Annotated in this window: 13 protein-coding genes and 1 other RNA gene; 10 read left to right on the forward strand and 4 right to left on the reverse strand. The window is 58.4% G+C overall.

The features are described from left to right. Nucleotides 1-41: 41 nt before the first annotated feature. The 5 genes from lldD to FPB55_RS22320 all read left to right on the forward strand — a co-directional run bounded on the left by lldD (nucleotide 42) and on the right by FPB55_RS22320 (nucleotide 5,703). Nucleotides 42-1,187, forward strand: a complete 1,146-nt coding sequence (gene lldD / locus FPB55_RS22295; protein WP_009685323.1) for an FMN-dependent L-lactate dehydrogenase LldD — start codon at nucleotides 42-44, stop codon at nucleotides 1,185-1,187. 75 nt (nucleotides 1,188-1,262) lie between these two features. Next, nucleotides 1,263-4,073 carry an FAD-binding and (Fe-S)-binding domain-containing protein gene (locus FPB55_RS22300; protein ID WP_144189287.1) on the forward strand — a complete coding sequence of 937 codons (2,811 nt, stop codon included), beginning with the start codon at nucleotides 1,263-1,265 and terminating at the stop codon, nucleotides 4,071-4,073. Nucleotides 4,074-4,349: 276 nt separating this feature from the next. Beyond that, nucleotides 4,350-4,640 (forward strand): hypothetical protein, encoded by a 291-nt coding sequence (locus FPB55_RS22310; RefSeq protein ID WP_009685320.1) that lies wholly within the window; start codon nucleotides 4,350-4,352, stop codon nucleotides 4,638-4,640. Nucleotides 4,641-4,739: 99 nt separating this feature from the next. After that, nucleotides 4,740-5,138: a transfer-messenger RNA gene (gene ssrA / locus FPB55_RS22315) on the forward strand. Nucleotides 5,139-5,499: 361 nt separating this feature from the next. Beyond that, a complete protein-coding gene (locus FPB55_RS22320) occupies nucleotides 5,500-5,703 on the forward strand; it encodes a hypothetical protein (RefSeq protein WP_144189289.1) in 204 nt (67 codons plus the stop codon). A gap of 47 nt (nucleotides 5,704-5,750) precedes the next feature. Here FPB55_RS22320 and ltrA read toward each other — a convergent pair whose 3' ends face one another. The 4 genes from ltrA to FPB55_RS22345 form a co-directional block, all read right to left on the reverse strand. After that, nucleotides 5,751-7,301, reverse strand: a complete 1,551-nt coding sequence (gene ltrA / locus FPB55_RS22325; protein ID WP_342782874.1) for a group II intron reverse transcriptase/maturase — start codon at nucleotides 7,299-7,301, stop codon at nucleotides 5,751-5,753. A gap of 349 nt (nucleotides 7,302-7,650) precedes the next feature. After that, entirely contained in the window at nucleotides 7,651-9,186 is a 1,536-nt protein-coding gene (locus FPB55_RS22330; RefSeq protein WP_144189293.1) for an IS66 family transposase, read from the reverse strand. 18 nt (nucleotides 9,187-9,204) lie between these two features. Then, nucleotides 9,205-9,564: an IS66 family insertion sequence element accessory protein TnpB gene (tnpB, locus tag FPB55_RS22335; RefSeq protein WP_054905435.1), complete on the reverse strand. Its 360-nt coding sequence runs from the start codon at nucleotides 9,562-9,564 to the stop codon at nucleotides 9,205-9,207. Nucleotides 9,565-9,854: 290 nt separating this feature from the next. Further along, nucleotides 9,855-13,103 (reverse strand): hybrid sensor histidine kinase/response regulator, encoded by a 3,249-nt coding sequence (locus tag FPB55_RS22345; RefSeq protein ID WP_144189295.1) that lies wholly within the window; start codon nucleotides 13,101-13,103, stop codon nucleotides 9,855-9,857. Between the two features lie 180 nt (nucleotides 13,104-13,283). On the opposite strand from FPB55_RS22345, the gene FPB55_RS22350 reads away from it, so the two are divergent. The 5 genes from FPB55_RS22350 (at nucleotide 13,284) to FPB55_RS22370 (ending at nucleotide 18,728) form a co-directional block, all read left to right on the forward strand. Beyond that, nucleotides 13,284-13,865, forward strand: a complete 582-nt coding sequence (locus FPB55_RS22350; protein WP_144189297.1) for a fimbrial protein — start codon at nucleotides 13,284-13,286, stop codon at nucleotides 13,863-13,865. Between the two features lie 67 nt (nucleotides 13,866-13,932). Next, entirely contained in the window at nucleotides 13,933-14,631 is a 699-nt protein-coding gene (locus FPB55_RS22355; RefSeq protein WP_144189299.1) for a molecular chaperone, read from the forward strand. A gap of 35 nt (nucleotides 14,632-14,666) precedes the next feature. Next, on the forward strand, nucleotides 14,667-17,297 hold the full coding sequence (locus FPB55_RS22360) for a fimbria/pilus outer membrane usher protein (RefSeq protein WP_144189301.1): 2,631 nt from the start codon (nucleotides 14,667-14,669) through the stop codon (nucleotides 17,295-17,297). Further along, complete coding sequence (locus FPB55_RS22365; RefSeq protein ID WP_144189303.1) at nucleotides 17,290-18,216, forward strand: fimbrial protein; 927 nt, start codon at nucleotides 17,290-17,292, stop codon at nucleotides 18,214-18,216. The genes FPB55_RS22360 and FPB55_RS22365 overlap by 8 nt, the downstream gene beginning before the upstream one ends. A 20-nt stretch (nucleotides 18,217-18,236) precedes the next feature. After that, nucleotides 18,237-18,728 carry a spore coat protein U domain-containing protein gene (locus tag FPB55_RS22370; protein ID WP_144189305.1) on the forward strand — a complete coding sequence of 164 codons (492 nt, stop codon included), beginning with the start codon at nucleotides 18,237-18,239 and terminating at the stop codon, nucleotides 18,726-18,728. Nucleotides 18,729-18,753 lie beyond the last annotated feature (25 nt).

The following is an 18,753-nucleotide window of genomic DNA, read 5'->3' on the forward strand; positions in this document are numbered from 1 at the left end:
GGGCGCCTGGCATACCCCCCCAAGCAACGCTGCGAGAATTCATGATCATTTCTGCCTCTACCGACTATCGCGCCGCGGCCCAACGCAAGCTGCCTCCTTTCCTGTTCCACTATGCCGACGGCGGTGCCTACGCCGAGCACACGCTGCGCCACAACGTCGCCGACCTGGCAAGCATTGCCTTGCGCCAGCGCGTGCTGAAGAACATGTCCGAGCTCAGCCTGCAGACCACGCTGTTCGGCGAAACCCTGAGCATGCCCGTGGCCCTGGCCCCGGTCGGCCTCACCGGCATGTACGCCCGCCGTGGCGAAGTGCAGGCGGCGCGGGCAGCGGCGGCCCATGGCATCCCGTTCACCATGTCTACGGTGTCGGTGTGCCCGATCGAAGAAGTGGCGCCAGCCATCGACCGCCCCATGTGGTTCCAGCTGTACGTGCTCAAGGACCGCGGCTTCATGCGCAACGCCCTGGAGCGGGCCAAGGCGGCCGGGGTCAAGACCCTGGTATTCACCGTGGACATGCCCGTGCCCGGCGCCCGCTACCGCGACGCCCACTCTGGCATGAGCGGCAAGCACGGCCCGCTGCGCCGCGTGCTGCAAGCCATGACCCACCCCGAGTGGGCCTGGGACGTGGGCGTGATGGGCCGCCCGCACGATTTGGGCAACATCTCCAAGTACCGGGGCAACCCCACCGGCCTGGCCGACTACATCGGCTGGTTGGGCAACAACTTCGACCCGTCCATTTCCTGGAAGGACCTGGAGTGGATCCGCGAGTTCTGGGATGGCCCGATGATCATCAAAGGCATCCTGGATGCCGATGACGCCCGCGACGCGGTCAAGTTCGGTGCCGACGGCATCGTCGTGTCCAACCACGGTGGCCGCCAGCTCGATGGCGTGCTGTCCAGCGCCCGCGCCCTGCCGGCCATTGCCGATGCGGTGAAAGGAGACTTGAAGATTCTCGCCGACTCCGGCATTCGCAGCGGCCTGGATGTGGTACGCATGATCGCCCTGGGTGCCGACACCGTGCTGATTGGCCGCGCCTTCCTCTATGCGCTGGCCGTGCATGGCCAGGCCGGGGTGAAAAACCTGCTGGAGCTGTTCGAGAAGGAAATGCGCGTAGCCATGGTGCTGACCGGCGCCAAGACCATCAGCGAAATCACCCGCGACTCGCTGGTACGCGAACTGGGCGCCTGAGCGCCTGCACCAACGACCGCCTGATAGACCCGGGGCATGTGGCACGCAGAGGCCACAGCCCCGCGAGGAGACTGCATGAGCCTGCCCGCCGCGTTTCTGCGTGATGCCGAGCGCCTGATCCCCGCCGCACGCCGCTTCGACGACCCCACCTCGACCCTGGCCTTCGGCACCGACGCCAGCTTCTACCGGCTGATCCCCAAACTGGTGGTGCGTGTCGAGTCCGAAGACGAAGTGGTCGGCCTGATCAAGCTGGCCCAACGCGACCGGGTGCCGGTCACCTTCCGCGCCGCCGGCACCAGCCTGTCTGGCCAGGCCATCAGCGACTCGGTGCTGATCGTGCTGGGCGATAACTGGAACGGCCGCGAGATCCGCGGCGAAGGCGAACAGATCCGCCTACAACCGGGTGTGATCGGCGCCCAGGCCAACGCCTGGCTGGCCCCGTTCGGGCGCAAGATCGGCCCCGACCCGGCCTCGATCAACGCCTGCAAGATCGGCGGTATCGTCGCCAACAACGCCAGCGGCATGTGCTGCGGCACCGCCCAGAACACCTACCACACCCTGGCCGGCCTACGCCTGGTGCTGGCAGACGGCACCCGCCTGGACAGCGAAGACCCGGCCAGCGTGGCGGCCTTTGAAGCCAGCCATGCCGAGCTGCTGCAAGCGCTGGCCCGCCTGGGCCGCGAAACCCGCGCCAACACGGCATTGGCCGAGCGCATCCGGCACAAGTACCGGCTGAAGAACACCACCGGCCTGTCGCTGAACGCGCTGGTGGACTACGACCAGCCGCTGGACATTCTGCAGCACTTGCTGGTCGGCTCCGAAGGCACCCTGGGCTTTATCAGCGCTGTTACCTACAACACCGTGCCCGACCACCCGCACAAGGCCAGCGCCCTGCTGGTGTTCCCCAGCGTGGAAAGCTGCTGCCGCGCGGTGCCGGTACTCAAGCGCCAGCCGGTGTCGGCCGTGGAACTGCTCGACCGCCGCAGCCTGCGCTCGGTGCAGGACATGGCCGGCATGCCGCTGTGGGTAAAAGGCCTGTCGGCCAACGCCTGCGCCCTGCTGATCGAGTCACGCGCGGCCAGCCAGAGCTTGCTGCACGAGCAACTGCAGCAGGTAATGGCCTCGATCGCCGACTTCCCGCTGGAGCAGCGCGTGGACTTCAGCGAAGACCCGGCGGTGTACAACCAGCTGTGGAAAATCCGCAAAGACACCTTCCCCGCCGTCGGCGCCGTGCGCCAGACCGGCACCACCGTCATCATCGAAGACGTGACCTTCCCGGTCGAGCAATTGGCCGAAGGCGTGAACCGCCTGATCCAGCTGTTCGACAAGCACCGCTATGACGAAGCGATCATTTTCGGCCACGCCCTGGAAGGCAACCTGCACTTCGTGTTCACCCAAGGGTTCAACAGCGCCGAAGAGGTTGCCCGTTACCAGGCATTCATGGACGACGTGGCGCAGCTGGTGGCCGTGGAGTTTGGCGGTTCGCTGAAGGCCGAGCACGGCACCGGGCGCAACATGGCACCGTTCGTGGCGCTGGAGTGGGGCCACGACGCCTACCAACTGATGTGGCAGCTCAAGCGCCTGCTCGACCCCAACGGCATCCTCAACCCCGATGTGGTGCTGAGTGACGACCCGGCCATCCACCTGAAAAACCTCAAGCCACTGCCCGCCGCCGACGAAATCGTCGACAAGTGCATCGAGTGCGGCTTCTGCGAACCCGTGTGCCCGTCCAAGGGCCTGACCCTCAGCCCACGCCAGCGTATCGTGATGTGGCGGGACATCCAGGCCAAGCAACGCGCCGGCGTCGACACCCGCGAGCTGAGGCGCACCTACCAGTACCAAGGCATCGACACCTGCGCTGCCACCGGCCTGTGCGCCCAGCGCTGCCCGGTGGGCATCAATACCGGCGAGCTGGTGAAAAAACTGCGCAGCCAGGCTGCCGACCACGGCAACACCGCCAACTGGCTGGCCGAGCACTTCCCCACCGCACTGGGCGGCGCCCGCCTGACCCTGACCGCAGCCAACAGCGCGCGCAAGCTGCTCGGCGCCCCACGCCTGGGCCGCCTGAGTGCCACCCTGCGCAAAGCCAGCAACGGCCGCCTGCCGCAGTGGACGCCCGCCATGCCCCAACCGCTGCGCCCGGTCGCCTTCGGCCAGGCCAGCAACGACGCCCGCCCACGGGTGGTGTACCTGGCGGCTTGCGTGTCCAGGGTAATGGGCCCGGCCTATGCCGACCGCGAGCAAAGCTCACTGCTGGACAAGACCCGCGCCCTGCTGGAAAAGGCCGGCTACCAGGTCGTGTTCCCCGACAACGCCGACAGCCTGTGCTGCGGCCAGCCGTTCGCGTCCCAGGGTTACCCCGAGCAGGCCGAACACAAGCGCCAGGAGCTGATCAACGCCCTGCTGCACGCCAGCCGCGGCGGCCTTGACCCGATCTACTGCGACACCAGCCCCTGCACCCTGCGCCTGGTACAAGACCTGGGCGACACCCGGCTGGACCTGTACGACCCCGTGCGCTTCATTCGCACCCACCTGCTCGAACGCCTGGAGTTCACCCCCCAGGATGAGCCGGTGGCCGTGCACGTGACCTGCAGCACCCAGCACCTGGGCGAAAGCCAGGCCCTGATCGACCTGGCCCGGCGCTGCAGCAAGCAGGTAGTGATCCCGGAAGGCATTCATTGTTGCGGGTTCGCAGGCGACAAGGGCTTCACCACCCCCGAGCTCAACGCCCACTCGCTGCGCAGCCTGAAGGATGCCGTGCAGTACTGCAGCGAAGGCATTTCCACCAGCCGCACCTGCGAGATCGGCTTGAGCAGCCACAGCGGCATCGACTACCACGGCCTGGTCTACCTGGTGGACCGCGTCACCCGTCCCCGCAGCCTCTGAAGCCTGCGCGATTCATTGTGGGAGATAACGCAGCCCAACGGGCTGCGCTGTCGCGAAGAGAACTCAATCCGTAAGCGCGACGCGCCCTGTGTGGGAGCGGGCGTGCCCGCGAAGAATCCAGCGCGGTAGCTGGCACCGGCTACGCCGGTGTTCGCGGGCAAGCCCACCCTCTCGCAAACAACCCCGCCCCCGCGGCACGAACAAGATTGAACCCTTGCAAAACTGCCAAGGTCCATCCTTTAGGCCCACCTTCCCGAGGCCCCAGAGGAGACTCCCATGAAAGGTACCGCGCTTTCGGCCCTGTTCGCGGCCGCTACCCTGCTGGCTTCGCCGGTGTTCGCTGCTGACGACCTGTGCGCCATCAACCTGCAAAAAATCGACGACAGCATGGCCACCGCCGGCGCCACCTCCGAGGGCCTGGACAAAGCCGTGACCGAGCACGTCGACAAAGCCAAGGCTGCCCAGGCCTCGGGCGACACCAAAGAATGCATCGCCATCACCAGCAAAGTGCTGGAGCGCCTGGAAAAAACCGAGAAAGGCAGCGGTTCGGGCAGCGGCGGCGCCTAAGCCATGGGCGGGCGACAGGACCAGCTGTCGACGTCGCCCGCACAATGGCGTATACTCCGGCTCACGTGCCGTAAGGTGCGTTAGCCAAGAGCTAGTGTAGGGGCCGATTAGGATTCGACGCCGGTAGCGAAACTCTAGGTGCATGCCGAGTTGGTAACAGAACTCGTAAATCCACTGTTGCAACTTTTATAGTTGCCAATGACGAAACCTTCGGCGCGGAGTACAAGCTGGCTGCGTAAGCAGTCCTCTTGACCCGTTGCTTCTGGTAGCTTCGGCTCCAGCAATCACTAGGGGATGCCTGTAAACCCGAACTGATTGTCATACAGAACAGGATCGTCGCGTAGCACGTTGTGGGCGAAGTGACTAAAACTTACACAACTCATCCAAAGCACCCTGCCCGTCGGGCGGCTGCGGATTAAATCAGTAGACACGGCTAAGCATGTAGTACCGACAGCGGAGTACTGGCGGACGGGGGTTCAAATCCCCCCGGCTCCACCAAATTCCAAAAAAGAAGACGCCCCCGGGCGTCTTTTTTTGTGCCTGTGATTGGCTGGCCTGGGGCCAGAAGATCAGATTTAATCCCTTCCGCGTAGGACGTTTCCCAAAGATACTCCCTGCGCCTGTTTTCCGTTGCGGTCGCTATTTCAGGGTTTTAGGCTCGGTGGGTCGTTGCTCATCAACGACCGGCTTTGACAGGCCGCTACGGTAAACAACAAAACGGCTCGTCGTTATGGCGGCTGTACGTGCGGGCACGCTTGCGTGCGCCGGAGCTTGTTGTTTCCGCCGGTCTGTCAACCCGCGTACAGCTGCCACCCGCTGTTTGACAGCAGAGGGTGGCGGCCCTGAAATGGAAGCAATCATGTTGAAGATAGTCCCCGACCCACCCCACCTTCCCCACACTCTGGAAGACACCATCATGCTGGCTACTGACTACGCGCTGTGCGCGGAAGCCGTGGCACAGCAAGCGATGCTGATGCAGCCCAGGTCGCCCGCCTCCGTGTTGATCATGGCCTCCATGCACGAGCTTGAAACGCTACGCCGTTTGCTCGAATGGTCGCGGTAGGAATGGCAGTCACCTGCCACCCCCCGCACAGATCCGTACGTGCAGAATTACCGCATACGGCTCCTGCCTTGGGTTTTGACGCCGAAACGGGTCATGGGATAAGGATGCATGGGTAGTTCTCGTGGATAGGGAATGAACAACCTTGCCAGTACAATCATGCGTTCCCAGTTCAGGCGGTGTCTCTGACTCCGTCGTTTGAGGGCATGCCTCCATGCACCGATAACTTCACGGCGAAACGCATCAAGCCGCTTCGTGTTACCAGGTACGTGGTAGTAATTGCAGTAACCTGTGAACAGGCGATTCAGCCACTTTCCGATCACAGCAACCGGTTCGTGCCTACGCTTGTACAGTTGTCCGCGTATCTCTTGGAGTGTTGCTCTCATACGCTTGGCGATGGTCACCCGTCCGACCTCGAACATCCCATTCTTGGCTTGACTACAGAAATGCGTGAACCCGAGGAAGTCGAATGTTTCTGGTTTTCCTTCCCCACGCTTCTGGCGATCTTCCACCGCGAACCAGCCAAACCGCAGTAAACGAGTTTTCTCTGGATGTAGCGTCAGGTTGAATTGAGCGAGTCGAAACTCCAATGCATGGCGAAAACTCCATGCATCTTCACGCTTTTCAAAACCAATCACACTGTCGTCTGCATACCGCACGGCAATCATCTCACCCTTAGCGGTACGCCCACGCCATTGCCTGACCCATAAGTCCATCACGTAGTGCAGGTAGATATTGGCCAGCAACGGTGAAATGGGCGCACCTTGTGGTGTGCCCTGCTTTGCAGGAATTCGCTTTCCGTTTTCGAGAACACCTGTGCGCAGCCATCGTGCTATCAGTGCTAACACTCGTCTATCCGCAATTCGGTGTTGCAGGAAGCACATCATCCACTCGTGATCGATGGTGTCAAAGAACGCACGAATATCCACGTCCAATATCCACCGGATTCGAGCAGTCTGCACTCCTACCGATAAAGCATCCAATGCATCGTGTTGCCCTCGACCAGGGCGAAACCCATACGAGAGTCCAAGGAAGTTCAGCTCATAGATAGCGTTGAGCACTTGCACGACTGCGGCTTGGACGATCTTGTCCTCCAAAGCCGTTACACCCAGCGGACGCTCGCTGCCATCTGCCTTTGGGATAAATACCCGCCGAACAGGTTTGGCTCGATAGCAGCCACTGTGCACTTTGTCATGCAAGGCTTTCAGCTTCTCCTGAAGATCTTGCTCATACTCTCGCCACGATATTCCATCCACACCACAAGCCGCGTCTCGCTTGAGATTATGGAAACTCTCGCGCAATAGCTCGACCGTTACGTGGTGCAGCAGACTCGTGAACTTGACCCGGCGATCAAGCCGGGCTGCTTGACGTACAGCGAGCAACCCTGACAACGCACTTGTCCGGCTCTGCGTCCGGGATGCGGAAGGCTGTTCACTGTTCCCCTTGGCTAACTCCCTTTCCTCCATCACCTCCGCCGGGGCAAGCCCATTGTTCGGCAACTTCTCAGGTACTACGGAGCTATCCGACTTCTCATCCGCGTGGACGGCAGACTTTTGGCGTGTGGCCTTTCCTGCCCCGTCTGGCTTGTCACGACCAGACACGAATGAGATCTCCCAGCTTCCGTGCAGTTGACTTCCCAGCATGCTCAGGGTCTACGACCGCGCAGGGCATGATGCATGACTTGCGATTATCGTCATGTCCACTGTGGCCTTCCGCTTCGCATAATAGCGTCGGCGCCCCGGACTCATGTTTTCGCGGCTCAATGGCTGGCCTGCTGGTTTCCCCTGCCAACACTTCACCGTACACCTCACGGGGCACAGCGCATGACTCGGGGTCGAGGTGTTTCGCCATAACTTCTCTCGTAGGGACTTTCACCCTTTATCAACTGCCAGCTTTGCTGGCGTACTAAGCGCTCCATGAACCCCACCTACCGCTAGATGAAGCTTTGATTTACCGTGGCATTTCCGGCGAGCAGTTCCACGGCAGCAGCGCTTCGTAGTCCTCTAACGACGAGGCATACGGCAACCGCTCCAGTACGTGGCGCAGCCACGTATAGGGCTCCTGGCCGTTGGCCTTCGCGGTCTCGACCAAGCTGTAGATCTGCGCACTGGCAGTCGCGCCCTTGGGCGTGTCGCTGAACAGCCACGCCTTGCGCCCGATGACAAATGGCTTGATCGCACGCTCCGCCAGGTTGTTGTCGATCGGTAAATGGCCGGCCTCGATGTAGCGCTCCAACCAGCTCCAGTTGTTCGCCAGATAGTGCACGGCCTTGCCCAGCACGCTTTGCGGTGTGACTTGTGACTGCGTCTTGTCCAGCCAGCTTTTCAACTGGCCGAGGATCGGTAAGCTTCTTTCCTGCCGACCGATGAACCGCTGGTCATCGCTGACATCCTTGAGTTCACGCTCGATGCCATACAGCTTGTTGATCATCGATAGCGCCACATCGGCCCGACCGGTCTTGCCTTTGGGCTGCACTTTCTGCGCTTCGACGAACTTACGCCGGGCATGCGCCATGCACGCCAACCGTTCAACGCCGGGCTGCAACGCCAACGCGTTGTAACCGGCGTAATCATCGGTCATGAGATAACCACGATAGCCCTCCAGCAGGCGCAGTGGCACCTCCTGCGTACGGCTGGTGGTGTAGTCGAACAACACGACTTGTCGATCAGGTGGCCCACTGGCCTGCACCCACATCCAGGACTGGCTGGTCGGGTCGCGATCCGGCTCCTTGAGTACCTGCACCCGCGTTTCATCGCAGTGAATCAATGGGCTTTCCAACAACCGCTCACGCATCAGGTTCAACAACGGCTGGAAGTGTTCGCTGCACTGGATCACCCAGCGGGCCAGGGTTTGTCGAGGGATTTCGATGTCGTGCCGGGACAGCACGCTTTCAAAACGGTGTAGCGGCAGGCCGTCGACATACTTGGTGGTCAACAGCATGGCCAGCACGCTGGGGCTGGCCATGCTCTTTTCGATCAACTGGGCCGGCTTGTCGGCGGTGACCGGCGCCGCTTCACAACCACGGCAACCGTAGACCTTGCGCACATGCTTGAGCACACGGATCTGCATCGGCACGATATCGAGCTGCTCGCTGGTTTCCTCGCCGATGACATGCTTGCGGCAACCGCAGGCGCAAGTCAGTTCGTGCTCGGGCAAGTCGTGGATGACTTCGACACGTGGCAGGTCAGCCGACAACGGTTTGCGCTTGCCGCGACGTTTGGCAGGTGTAACGACTTCTTCGTCGGCATCGTCAACCACCGCCAACAACGGCTCGCTTTCCGGCTCGTTGAACATTGCCAGTTGCGGTGTATTGGGATCGACCGTCTGCTCGGATTTGCGGTTGAACAGCCGATCACGCAACAGCTTGATCTGTTCTTTCAGGTCGACGATGTGGTCCTTGTCGACCGTGCGCTCAGCCAGCAACTGCGCAAGCAGTTGCTTGAGCACGGCAGGGTCATCAGGAAGGTCATCGGGCGCTGGAATCACGGCCCGGATTATACCGGGTCAGGCGACGAAGCGGGGTGTCAGAACCTGATGTGGACGGTTGCGCCAGAGGTCGAAGCCGTCGAGTAACCAGTTGAGTTCCTGGACGGTCAGGACGATGGCTTCGTCGGTCGCGTCGGGGGAAGTTTTGAAACGTTCGGCTTCGAGGCGCTTCAGCCAAAGGCAGAAGCCGTTGCGCTCCCAATAGAGGATCTTCACGCGATTGCGCGGCTTGTTGAGGAACACGAAAAGAACCGGGTCGAACACGGCCACCTTGATATCAAGTTCAACCAAGGCTGCGAGGCCATCAATGGATTTTCGGAAGTCGACGGGCTTGGGGTAGAGATAGACTTTTTCGACTTTGGCGTCGGGGCGCATCATCGTCGGCAGGCTCCAAAAAGAAATCGGGAGCACAGCATCGGGGATCAGGTAAGCGCTTTGAATGTGGGGTTTATGGAGCGATTACAGACTTGTTGCGCTGCGAGGGCGCTTCGGCGAGTGAGGCGGGGAATGGCTTGAGCGGGCATTCGCGCAATTTGGTGTTGTCCTGCATGCACTTGGTGGAGCTAGCCAAGGCGTATGTGGATAAATCGCTGGATGGTTTGACGACGCATTAAAGCAGCACGCGCCTGAGTACAAGCAGGCGGGTCATGGTTGGTAAGAGACTATGCCTATCGAGTCGGGTACAACGCGCCCTCAATCATTTTGAACACAACCCGATGCAATCGCTTCAAAAATGCCTCAACTGCACTGGCCGACTCTTGATTCAAAGGCTCATGCAACAGGGTTATTTCACACACGCGGCATGACGCAGCCAGATCTTGAGCCCCTACTGTGGCTAGCGAGCCGTTGATTCGGTGCAGGTAACTGACCAACTTTGCGGTGTTAGACGCTTGTAAAGCCTGCTCAGCCTGTTCTAGGTCTTCCTGCATGGTTGTCACAAACAAACGATGCATGGCTGGCGAAAGCGTTATCCAGCCTTCAAGGTCAGCCGCTTGTTCATCGGGCGCCTGTTCTTGCAGTGCCTGCGGAGCCACTGCTGCGGGTTGCCGAGAATAGGCTGCCAAGGTCTGGCGTAAGGTCTCAAGGTTCAAGGGTTTGACCAGCCAGGCGTTCATCCCGACCTTGATGCAATGTTCGCCCTCCTCGCGCAGGGCATTGGCTGTCACTCCAATAATCGGTACGTCCGGGTCCAACTGACGCAAGCGCTGGGTGAGTTGATATCCGTCGAGCTTGGGCATGTTGACGTCGGTGATCACCAGATCGAATGACGCCTCTTTCCAGCGCAACAGGGCTTGTTCGCCATCTTGAGCTAACGTCACCCGTACGCCCAAGGCCTCAAGCTGTTCCTTGAGGATCTCGCGGTTGACGGGGTTGTCCTCTGCAATCAACACGCTCAAGTCCACTTCTGAGGCAGGCTCGGCTATGTAGGCCGGCAGTTCGCAGGTAGAGCCTCGCGTCCCCTGCATCAACGTTCTGGCAATCGCGCGGATGTCATAGGCATTGACCTCCCAACCGCGCACTGTCTTTTGCGGTAGGCTCGGCGCGGTTCCCGTGGCGATCACTCGGGCGCCCTGCCAAACTTGCGCAGTCAATGGATCAGGCTCAACATCGAGCAACACAGCATGACTGTCTTCAGTGCCTGCCTCCGACCAGACCAAGGCTCGCGCGCCCCAACCACCAAGCCATTTAGTAAGGCTCTGTGCAATGTCCATAAGCGGCGCACGCACATAAACACTCACGCCTTGCAGATTAATGTCGGTACTGTTGGCCAGTGCACCTGCCACGATGGGCAAGCGTATATGCAATGAAAAACTGCTGCCCAAGCCAGGCTCACTGACTACTCGCAAGTGGGCGCCCATCATTTCACTGAGCCGAGCGCAGATCGACAGCCCCAGCCCCGCGCCACCCACCAGCTCGCTCCTCCCAACGTGAGAAAAAGGCTTGAACAGTTTCGGCAGTTCCTGCTCGCTGATGCCCATACCGGTGTCCGAGACTTGCCATTGCATTGAGACATGGTCGCGTTCAATGTCTGTCACTTTCAGCCGCAGGACAACACGCCCAAAATCCGTGAACTTGATGGCATTGCTCAGCAAGTTATTGATGATTTGGCGGATTCGCACCGCATCACCGCACACCAGAGGCGGCAAGGAGGCGTCAGCGCAGGCGAAAACTGTCAGGCCTTTGTTGTTTGCCGAAGCGGTATAACTGCGCACCGCATCTTCAAACAAATCCAGTGGGCTAAAGGGTTTCGGCTCGACCGCCATTTGCCCAGACTCGATCTTGGACACGTCCAGCACATCGCTAATGAGTTGAAACAACACCGTCGACGAACGCTGAATGGTGCGCAGGTATTCCTGCTGACGTGCATTGAGCGGGGTCATTTCTAGCAATTCAAGATTGCCCAACACACCATACAGAGGCGTGCGGATCTCATGGCTCATGGTGGCCAGAAACAGGGTTTTAGCCTTGCTGGCCTCATCGGCGGAGCGGCGCGCCTGCTCCATCATGTTGGCATCGTCGACATGCCGGGTGATGTCGTTGAAACCACACAGCACCACATCTTTGCCCTTGTAACGGGTGAGCGCAAAACACACCAAAAGGTGGCGGCCGGCAACCTCAAGCTGGACCTCGCCCGGTTCACGCTTGGTATAGTCGCGCTTCAAGAGCGCGATTAATTCAGGCGTGCCCTGCCATTGCTGGGCGCGTTGATTCTCTAGCAATACGATGTCCGAGCCACGCTGCACCACACACAAGCCTACGGGCGCATTGTCGAGCATGACCCGATTGAACTCTTCGCTTTCAGCCAGCGATTGATTGGCGCTGTTTGCGGGTTCGATGATTTCCAGGCGATACCAGCGGTTGAGGCGCCAGGCAATCAACGCAAACAGCAAGATCAGCACCACAGTTCCCAACAAGGGCCACTTGGCGTAACCGAAAAAGTTCTGGTAACTGATGGTGTACAGACCGACCCAAGGATCTGAGCCCCCCGAACTCAACTTAAAGTGCAAACCGTCAGACTGAAAACTCATGCCAAACGGCAAGTCATACGCATCCAGATCATCGCCCAGCAGTACCTCGCCAGCGGGCGAAATCAGCGTCAGCTGACTATTGCTCGGGCGCATCAACAACTGCTCAAGGTCACTGGTATCACTAACATCCAGCAAAGCGGTGAGGATCACGGAGTCATCGTCTGCTGGCCCGGGCAAAAAGCGATGAGACAAACCAACGCCAATAGCGCCAACGATGTATTTGCGTTTCTGGATAAGGCCGGCCGGGGCACGTACCCATAACACCTGGTTGTCATCGAGTTTGGGACCCAAGGTGACAAGCTGGTCATACAGGCGTTTGGTCACCTCAAAGAAGTTGATTTTTTGCAGCAGCGGGAACTGCCGGGCCCCATCAATACCGGGCACGGCAATGGTGAACAGGTCGGCGGGTGAAAAGACAAACACTTGGGGCGCCGTGTAATGGGATTCGGACCAATAGGCGGCAAACAGGTCGGTCAACTGCACACCAAACGAGTACACCCCGGCCATTTGCTCAGGCGTGAACTTGTCCCGCTGGCTGACGGTAAAGGGCAGTGATTTGGCGGTATCGCGGCTCTGGAACAAACGCTCATCGGCCTGACGCATCAACTCGATGTGTGGGCGCGGCACGCTGTCTTCCAACAGGTTCTCGTTATCTTGACCATAGCTTTCGGCTGCCGTGCGTAAAAAGGCTTCATGTTCATGAATGCTTTCCATCAGCCGCGCAAAGTGAAAATCGGTCTTCTGACCCTCCTCCTTCAACACCCGGTTAACCGCCCAATAACTCATGCTCACCAACAGCAGGGCCAGCCCGGTCAGCAGGAGCAGCAATTTATTGAGTCTGAGTGAACTCAGTGCCAAGGCACCGAGGCGTACTTTTGCTTGTTTCATGAGAGATCCTATCAGGGGCATTGCGGCCCAAAAATATAGTGCTTACGAAAACAGGAATCGTCTGATGGGGCTCAAGCCCGGAAAATTGCATCCTATGCAACACCTGCGACGGCGAGCCGTGAACAGGGGGGACGATCAAAAATGGATATCACACATAATTTCTTGCAGAGGGTATCTCTCATGTTTCAAGCAATCGGAAAATACACTGCGCTGTGCGGATCCACGCTACTGGTCGCAATGGCAGCTGCCACTGTACACGCAGCTGATGGTCAAGTTGAATTCACTGGCAGCATCAACGATAACGCATGCACCATCAACAGCGAAAGCGTAAAAAAGTCGGTTGATATGGGGCAGGTCCGTATTGCTGACTTCCCTAACATTGTAGGCGCTGTCGCGACCTCGGGTGCTACGCCGTTCTCGATCTCGCTGGAAAACTGCAGCGGTTCGACCCTGAAGAACGTTTCCATCAAGTTCAGCGGTCAACAAGCGGCATCGGACCCCACCGTACTGGGGATGGTCGGTTCTAATCAGGTTTCTGGCGTGGGTATTCAGATCGCTGACGCCCGTACCGGCGACAAACTGCCTTTGAACACCGCCAGCACCGATTACGTGCTGCGCCCACAGTCCAACACGTTTGACTTCACCGCATCCTACGTACGCCTTGTGGCTGATACCCCAGACACCGAGGGTGCCCCAGGTACCCGTGGTATCGGTACCGGTCAGGTTAACGCGCTGGCTACCTTCGACGTTACTTACAAGTAACTCATGTTTATTAACGCAAGGGCTCGTGATTAATCACGGGCTCTGGCGTTAACAAGAGGACCTCTAGATGCCTTTCAAAGTTGCAGCCTTTTTGGCGTTGGCAGCAGGCTTTTGGCTACCCCACGTTCAGGCAGGCGTCAATGTCGGCTCCACACGCGTCATCTACCAAAGCAAGGAAAAGGAAGCCAACCTATCACTCTCAAACTCGGGCGAAGATGGCGTTCCTTATCTGGTGCAATCGTGGGTCAGCCCTTATGACAATAAGGCTGACAGTGCAGATGAGTTCATCATCACGCCACCTCTGTTTCGTTTGGACGCTAAAGCTCAGAACATCCTGCGAATCATTGCTACCAATGCGCAAAACCTACCCACGGATAAAGAAAGCCTGTTTTTACTGAATGTCAAAGCGATCCCGGCCAAAAGTGCCGAGCAAAGCAGCCAGAACGTACTGCAGATTGCCCTTAAGACTACCATCAAACTGTTCTACCGCCCTGCCGGCTTGCAGGGTTCTCTGCCTGAGGCTGTTGAAAAACTTCAATGGCGTGCTGAAGGTGGAAAACTGACGGTGCAAAACTCGTCGGGTTACAACGTAGTCGTCAGTGACTTGCTGATTAACAACACGGCCAGCAAGGGCATGCCCGAGGTGATCAAGCCCGACAGCACCGTCTCCACGGCGATCGCGCTGAAAAACAGCGACACGCTGGAACTCAGCTACATCAATGAATACGGCAGCACCGTCAAAGCGGCACCTGTTACCCCGCATTAATTCGTGAATGAACATTTGAACAGAAGGATTCCCTTATGCTGCGAGTGCGCATGTGCGCCTTCGCGCGCCGAGTAAAAAACTTAAGCACGTTAAGCTTTAGTGTTCTTGGCTTCACCGCAACTGCAGCGCATGCTGAATTCAGCTTCGACCCTTCCTTTCTCGAAGTTGGTGGCGGTAACACGTCGTCCGAAGTGGCTGAGCAAGTTAAAGCCATGAGCAAGGGGCAATTGCCCGGAATTTACCGGGTTGACCTGTCAGTGGATGACCGGCTGGTTGAACAACGCGACATGAGCTTTATTCGCGAGACCCCGAGCCAGGTATCTACACCTAACGGCCTGTTCCCGTGCTTTAGCCTTCAAGCCCTGACGGAGCTCGGCATTGACCCCGCACGCCTGAAGGACGCAGAGATCAGCCCTGACAAGTGTGTGTACTTCAACCGTGAATTGACCGGCGTCACTTACGACTACGACTTCAATAAACAAAGCCTGAATCTGCAAGTTCCTCAGGCTTTTATCGGTGATGTGCCGTTCGAGACTCGCCGCAAAAACTGGAGCAACGGCGAGCAAGTTGCGTTTGCCAATTACAGCTTTTCCGGCAGTAACTACGAAACCCAGACCGGCAACCGCAAATCCCAGTTCGGCAGTGTACACAGCGGTATTAATAGCGGTGCATGGCGCTTTCGCAACTTTTCGACCTGGCAAAAAAGCACCAACGTCGAAGGCAGCTGGAAGTCCGTCGACACCTATGCGCAACACGACCTGGGCAACCTGATGGCCATTGCCACAGTAGGTGAGAGCTCAACCGACAGCGACCTTTTTGACACGATCTCGTATCGCGGTTTGGGTATTGCATCTGACCTGGACATGCTGCCCGATGATGCGCGCAACTTTGCCCCGGTGATCCGTGGTGTGGCCAACGGTCGCTCGCTGGTGACCTTGCGCCAGCGCGGCTATGTGATCAGTGAACAGTGGGTGCCGTCCGGACCTTTCGCCCTTAAGGGCCTGTACTCGACGTCCAGTAACGGTGACATCGAAGTGACGGTCGAAGGCCCCAATGGTGAGCGCCAGGTGTATATCCAGTCGTTCTCGTCGGTGCCGTCTATGTTGCGCGAAGGCCAACAGAGCTACTCGGTAACAGCGGGGCAATTCCGCCCGGCAGACGGTGCGCTGAACTCGCAGAAACCCACCTTTGTTCAGGGTACCTACCGTCGCGGGCTGACAGAAGGCACCACGCTGTTTGGTGGCTCGATCGTCAGCGAGCAATACAAATCGGCGCTGGTGGGCTTTGCCCATGACTTTGCTGGCTTCGGCGCTATTTCGCTGGATGTGACCCATGCCATCAGTTATGACATAGGCACGGACTCCAAGACCCTGTCAGGGCAGTCATACCGTTTTCGCTACTCCAAGTCCATCGACTTGACCGATACCAGCTTCAGCCTGGTGGGCTATCGCTACTCCACCAGCGGCTATTACAGCTTTAACGAGGCCATCAGCGCACGCGCCAACAATACGCTGGTGCCGTATACAGATGAAACGCTCAGTAAGAACGCTGCTTTTTTACCCTATTTGGGCGGCCATATGAAAAGCAGCTTTACCGCCAACGTATCGCAACAACTGGGCAACTATGGCGGCATGTACGCCAACGTGACCAAAACCGATTATTGGAACCGGGCCCAAAGCAATACGTCCATTCAAGTGGGCTACAGCTTCAGTGTCGGCAATGCTTCGTACAACGTAGGCCTGGCCCAGAACAGCGGTACCGGCGATGACATCCGCAGCGTGTCACTGAGCGTCAGTCTACCGCTGGGTAACCCCGGCAGCAGCAGCCGTTTCGGCCTGAGTACCAACCAGGACACGGCCGGTAATGCGTCGCGTAACGCGACATTCAGCGGCAATCAATTTCAGAACGACGCACTGTCTTACACCTTGGGTATCAACCAACAGATCAGCGATGAAGATCGCGTGCTGGGCAGTTCGATCGCGGCCCGTTACAACGACGCCAATGCCATATGGCACGGCTCTTACTACAGAGATCAAAACATCCGTCAGATGGACTACGGCGTGGAAGGGGGCGTCGTTGCCACCCGCGAAACCCTGATGTTCACCCAGCCATTGGGCGAAACCAACATCATCGTGGCCACGCCGGGGGCCGCCAATGTCGGTGTGTTGACCAAAAGCGGGATCAAGACCAACAGCAGTGGCTACACGATTATTCCCTCAGCCCAGCCGTACCGCAAAAACAAGGTGTCACTCAACACTGACTCGCTCTCGGACAACACTGATATCGCGAACTTAGTGCAGGAGGTCATCCCTAATCGAGGCGCTTTTGTGATGGCTAATTTTGAAACCCACAACGGTCGCCGCCTGTTGCTCAGCATTACCTCCAGCAACGGCAAACCGGCGCCCTTCGCTGCTGAAGCCCAACTGTTCGACCTCGATGGCACGCTATTGAGCAGCGCCATGGTCGCGGATAAAGGCCGGGTATTTATGACCGGCGTACCTGAAAAGGCGCGAGTGCAGATTAACGTCAGCGGCCAGCCGTGGTGCACCCAAGACCTGGACCTGAACACCTACAACCTGGCTGACGCGGGCATTGGGCAAGTGCAACTGCGTTGCAATGCCCAACTGGCCACGCCGACAGACACAAAGGGGACTCCCGATGCATGATTCCACCGCTAAACCCCGTCGTATGAAGTGGCCAACCCTGGTGGTGCTAGCACTCGGCTTGCTGTTCAGTCTGGCCAGCCAGCAGGCGTTTGCTTTTTACGAAAACAATATGACCTGCACGGCTACAGGTAACACAGGAACAATCGATTTGGGAACCTTGGCGCCATCCGCAGACATTCAAGTAAGCATGACGGCAAACTGCAGAGTGACGCGTAGGTTCCCGGTGGGCTCGAATCTTTCTTTCACTCAGAACAACGCTTCAGGTAAAAGTAACGATTTCATCGCATTTCATATCGGCAGCCGTGAATTTCTCACAACTGGCGGGATGGGCACGACCGGTACGGCCTGTGTGCCTAGCAGTTGTGTGCCCTTGCCGGTAGGCACCACTTTTTCCTATGAAGTGCTATTTAACGCAAGTGCACCTTCGGCACCGGGCTCATATATGGTGAGTCTGACTCTTTTCGATACGTCAATTGGGGGGTGGGAGCTCTACTCGGACACTCTTCAAACCATTGTTCTGCGATACACAGTGTCTCAACCCGCCTGTTCACTGGGCTCTGCTAAAACCATGAACCTGTCTTTTGGCACGCTCAACAGCAGCGATTTCGCCACCAGCCAGCAAGTGGCCAATGTCACGATGAACTGCACCAAAGGCACGCAAGTGTCTGCCACTCTGGTGCCGACCCAAGCCGCCATCAGCGGTAGCACAGGCGTTTCGGCCACCACGCTGGCCGGGCTGTGGATGGCTGCTACCTGGGCCGATAACGATACCGCCGTAACCTTTAACAGCCCGCGTTCGTTAAACCTGAAAACTGGCGCCAATACAATCGGCGTGGGCTTTCGGCCGCGCCTGAGTACCAGCGTATCGCCGACCGGCAATTTCAGTAGCCAATACACCCTCAACATCACCTATCTCTGATCAACCACAGGAGCTCGACCATGAAATTACGCTTATCGCTGGCCGCAGCATTGATGGGGGGGCTGGCTTGCACATCGGCCCATGCCGTGACGGATACGGTGACTATCAACGTCAGCGGCACGTTGACCCGCCCACCGTGCACCATGACCAGCAGCAAGACCTTGACCGCCAACTTTGGCAGCTTGCGCTACGACCAGATTGCTGCGGCCGACATGATTGACCTGCCGGTCATGCTGACATGCCCCGCGAACTCCTCCTTGAGCGTTAGTCTCAAGGCTGGGGCTCTTGTTGCAGGGTCTACTACCCAAGGGTGGGCAGGCAAAGACTACCTGGGTTATTCGATGTATTTGAAAAGCAACAATACCTTGCTCGACCTCAGCGGCACCAAGCGCAGCCTGACCAACCAAAGCGGCACTGTTGACCTGAGCATGAAAATTAAACTGGTCACATTTGGGGCTGTTAACGAAGGCGCTTTTAGCACGTCGGCAGTGCTCAGCATTGAGTACTTGTGATGGATCTTCGCTCATCCATCCGACC

The organism is Pseudomonas sp. BJP69 (genome assembly GCF_007633355.1).
In the GTDB taxonomy this organism is placed as follows: domain Bacteria; phylum Pseudomonadota; class Gammaproteobacteria; order Pseudomonadales; family Pseudomonadaceae; genus Aquipseudomonas; species Aquipseudomonas juntendi.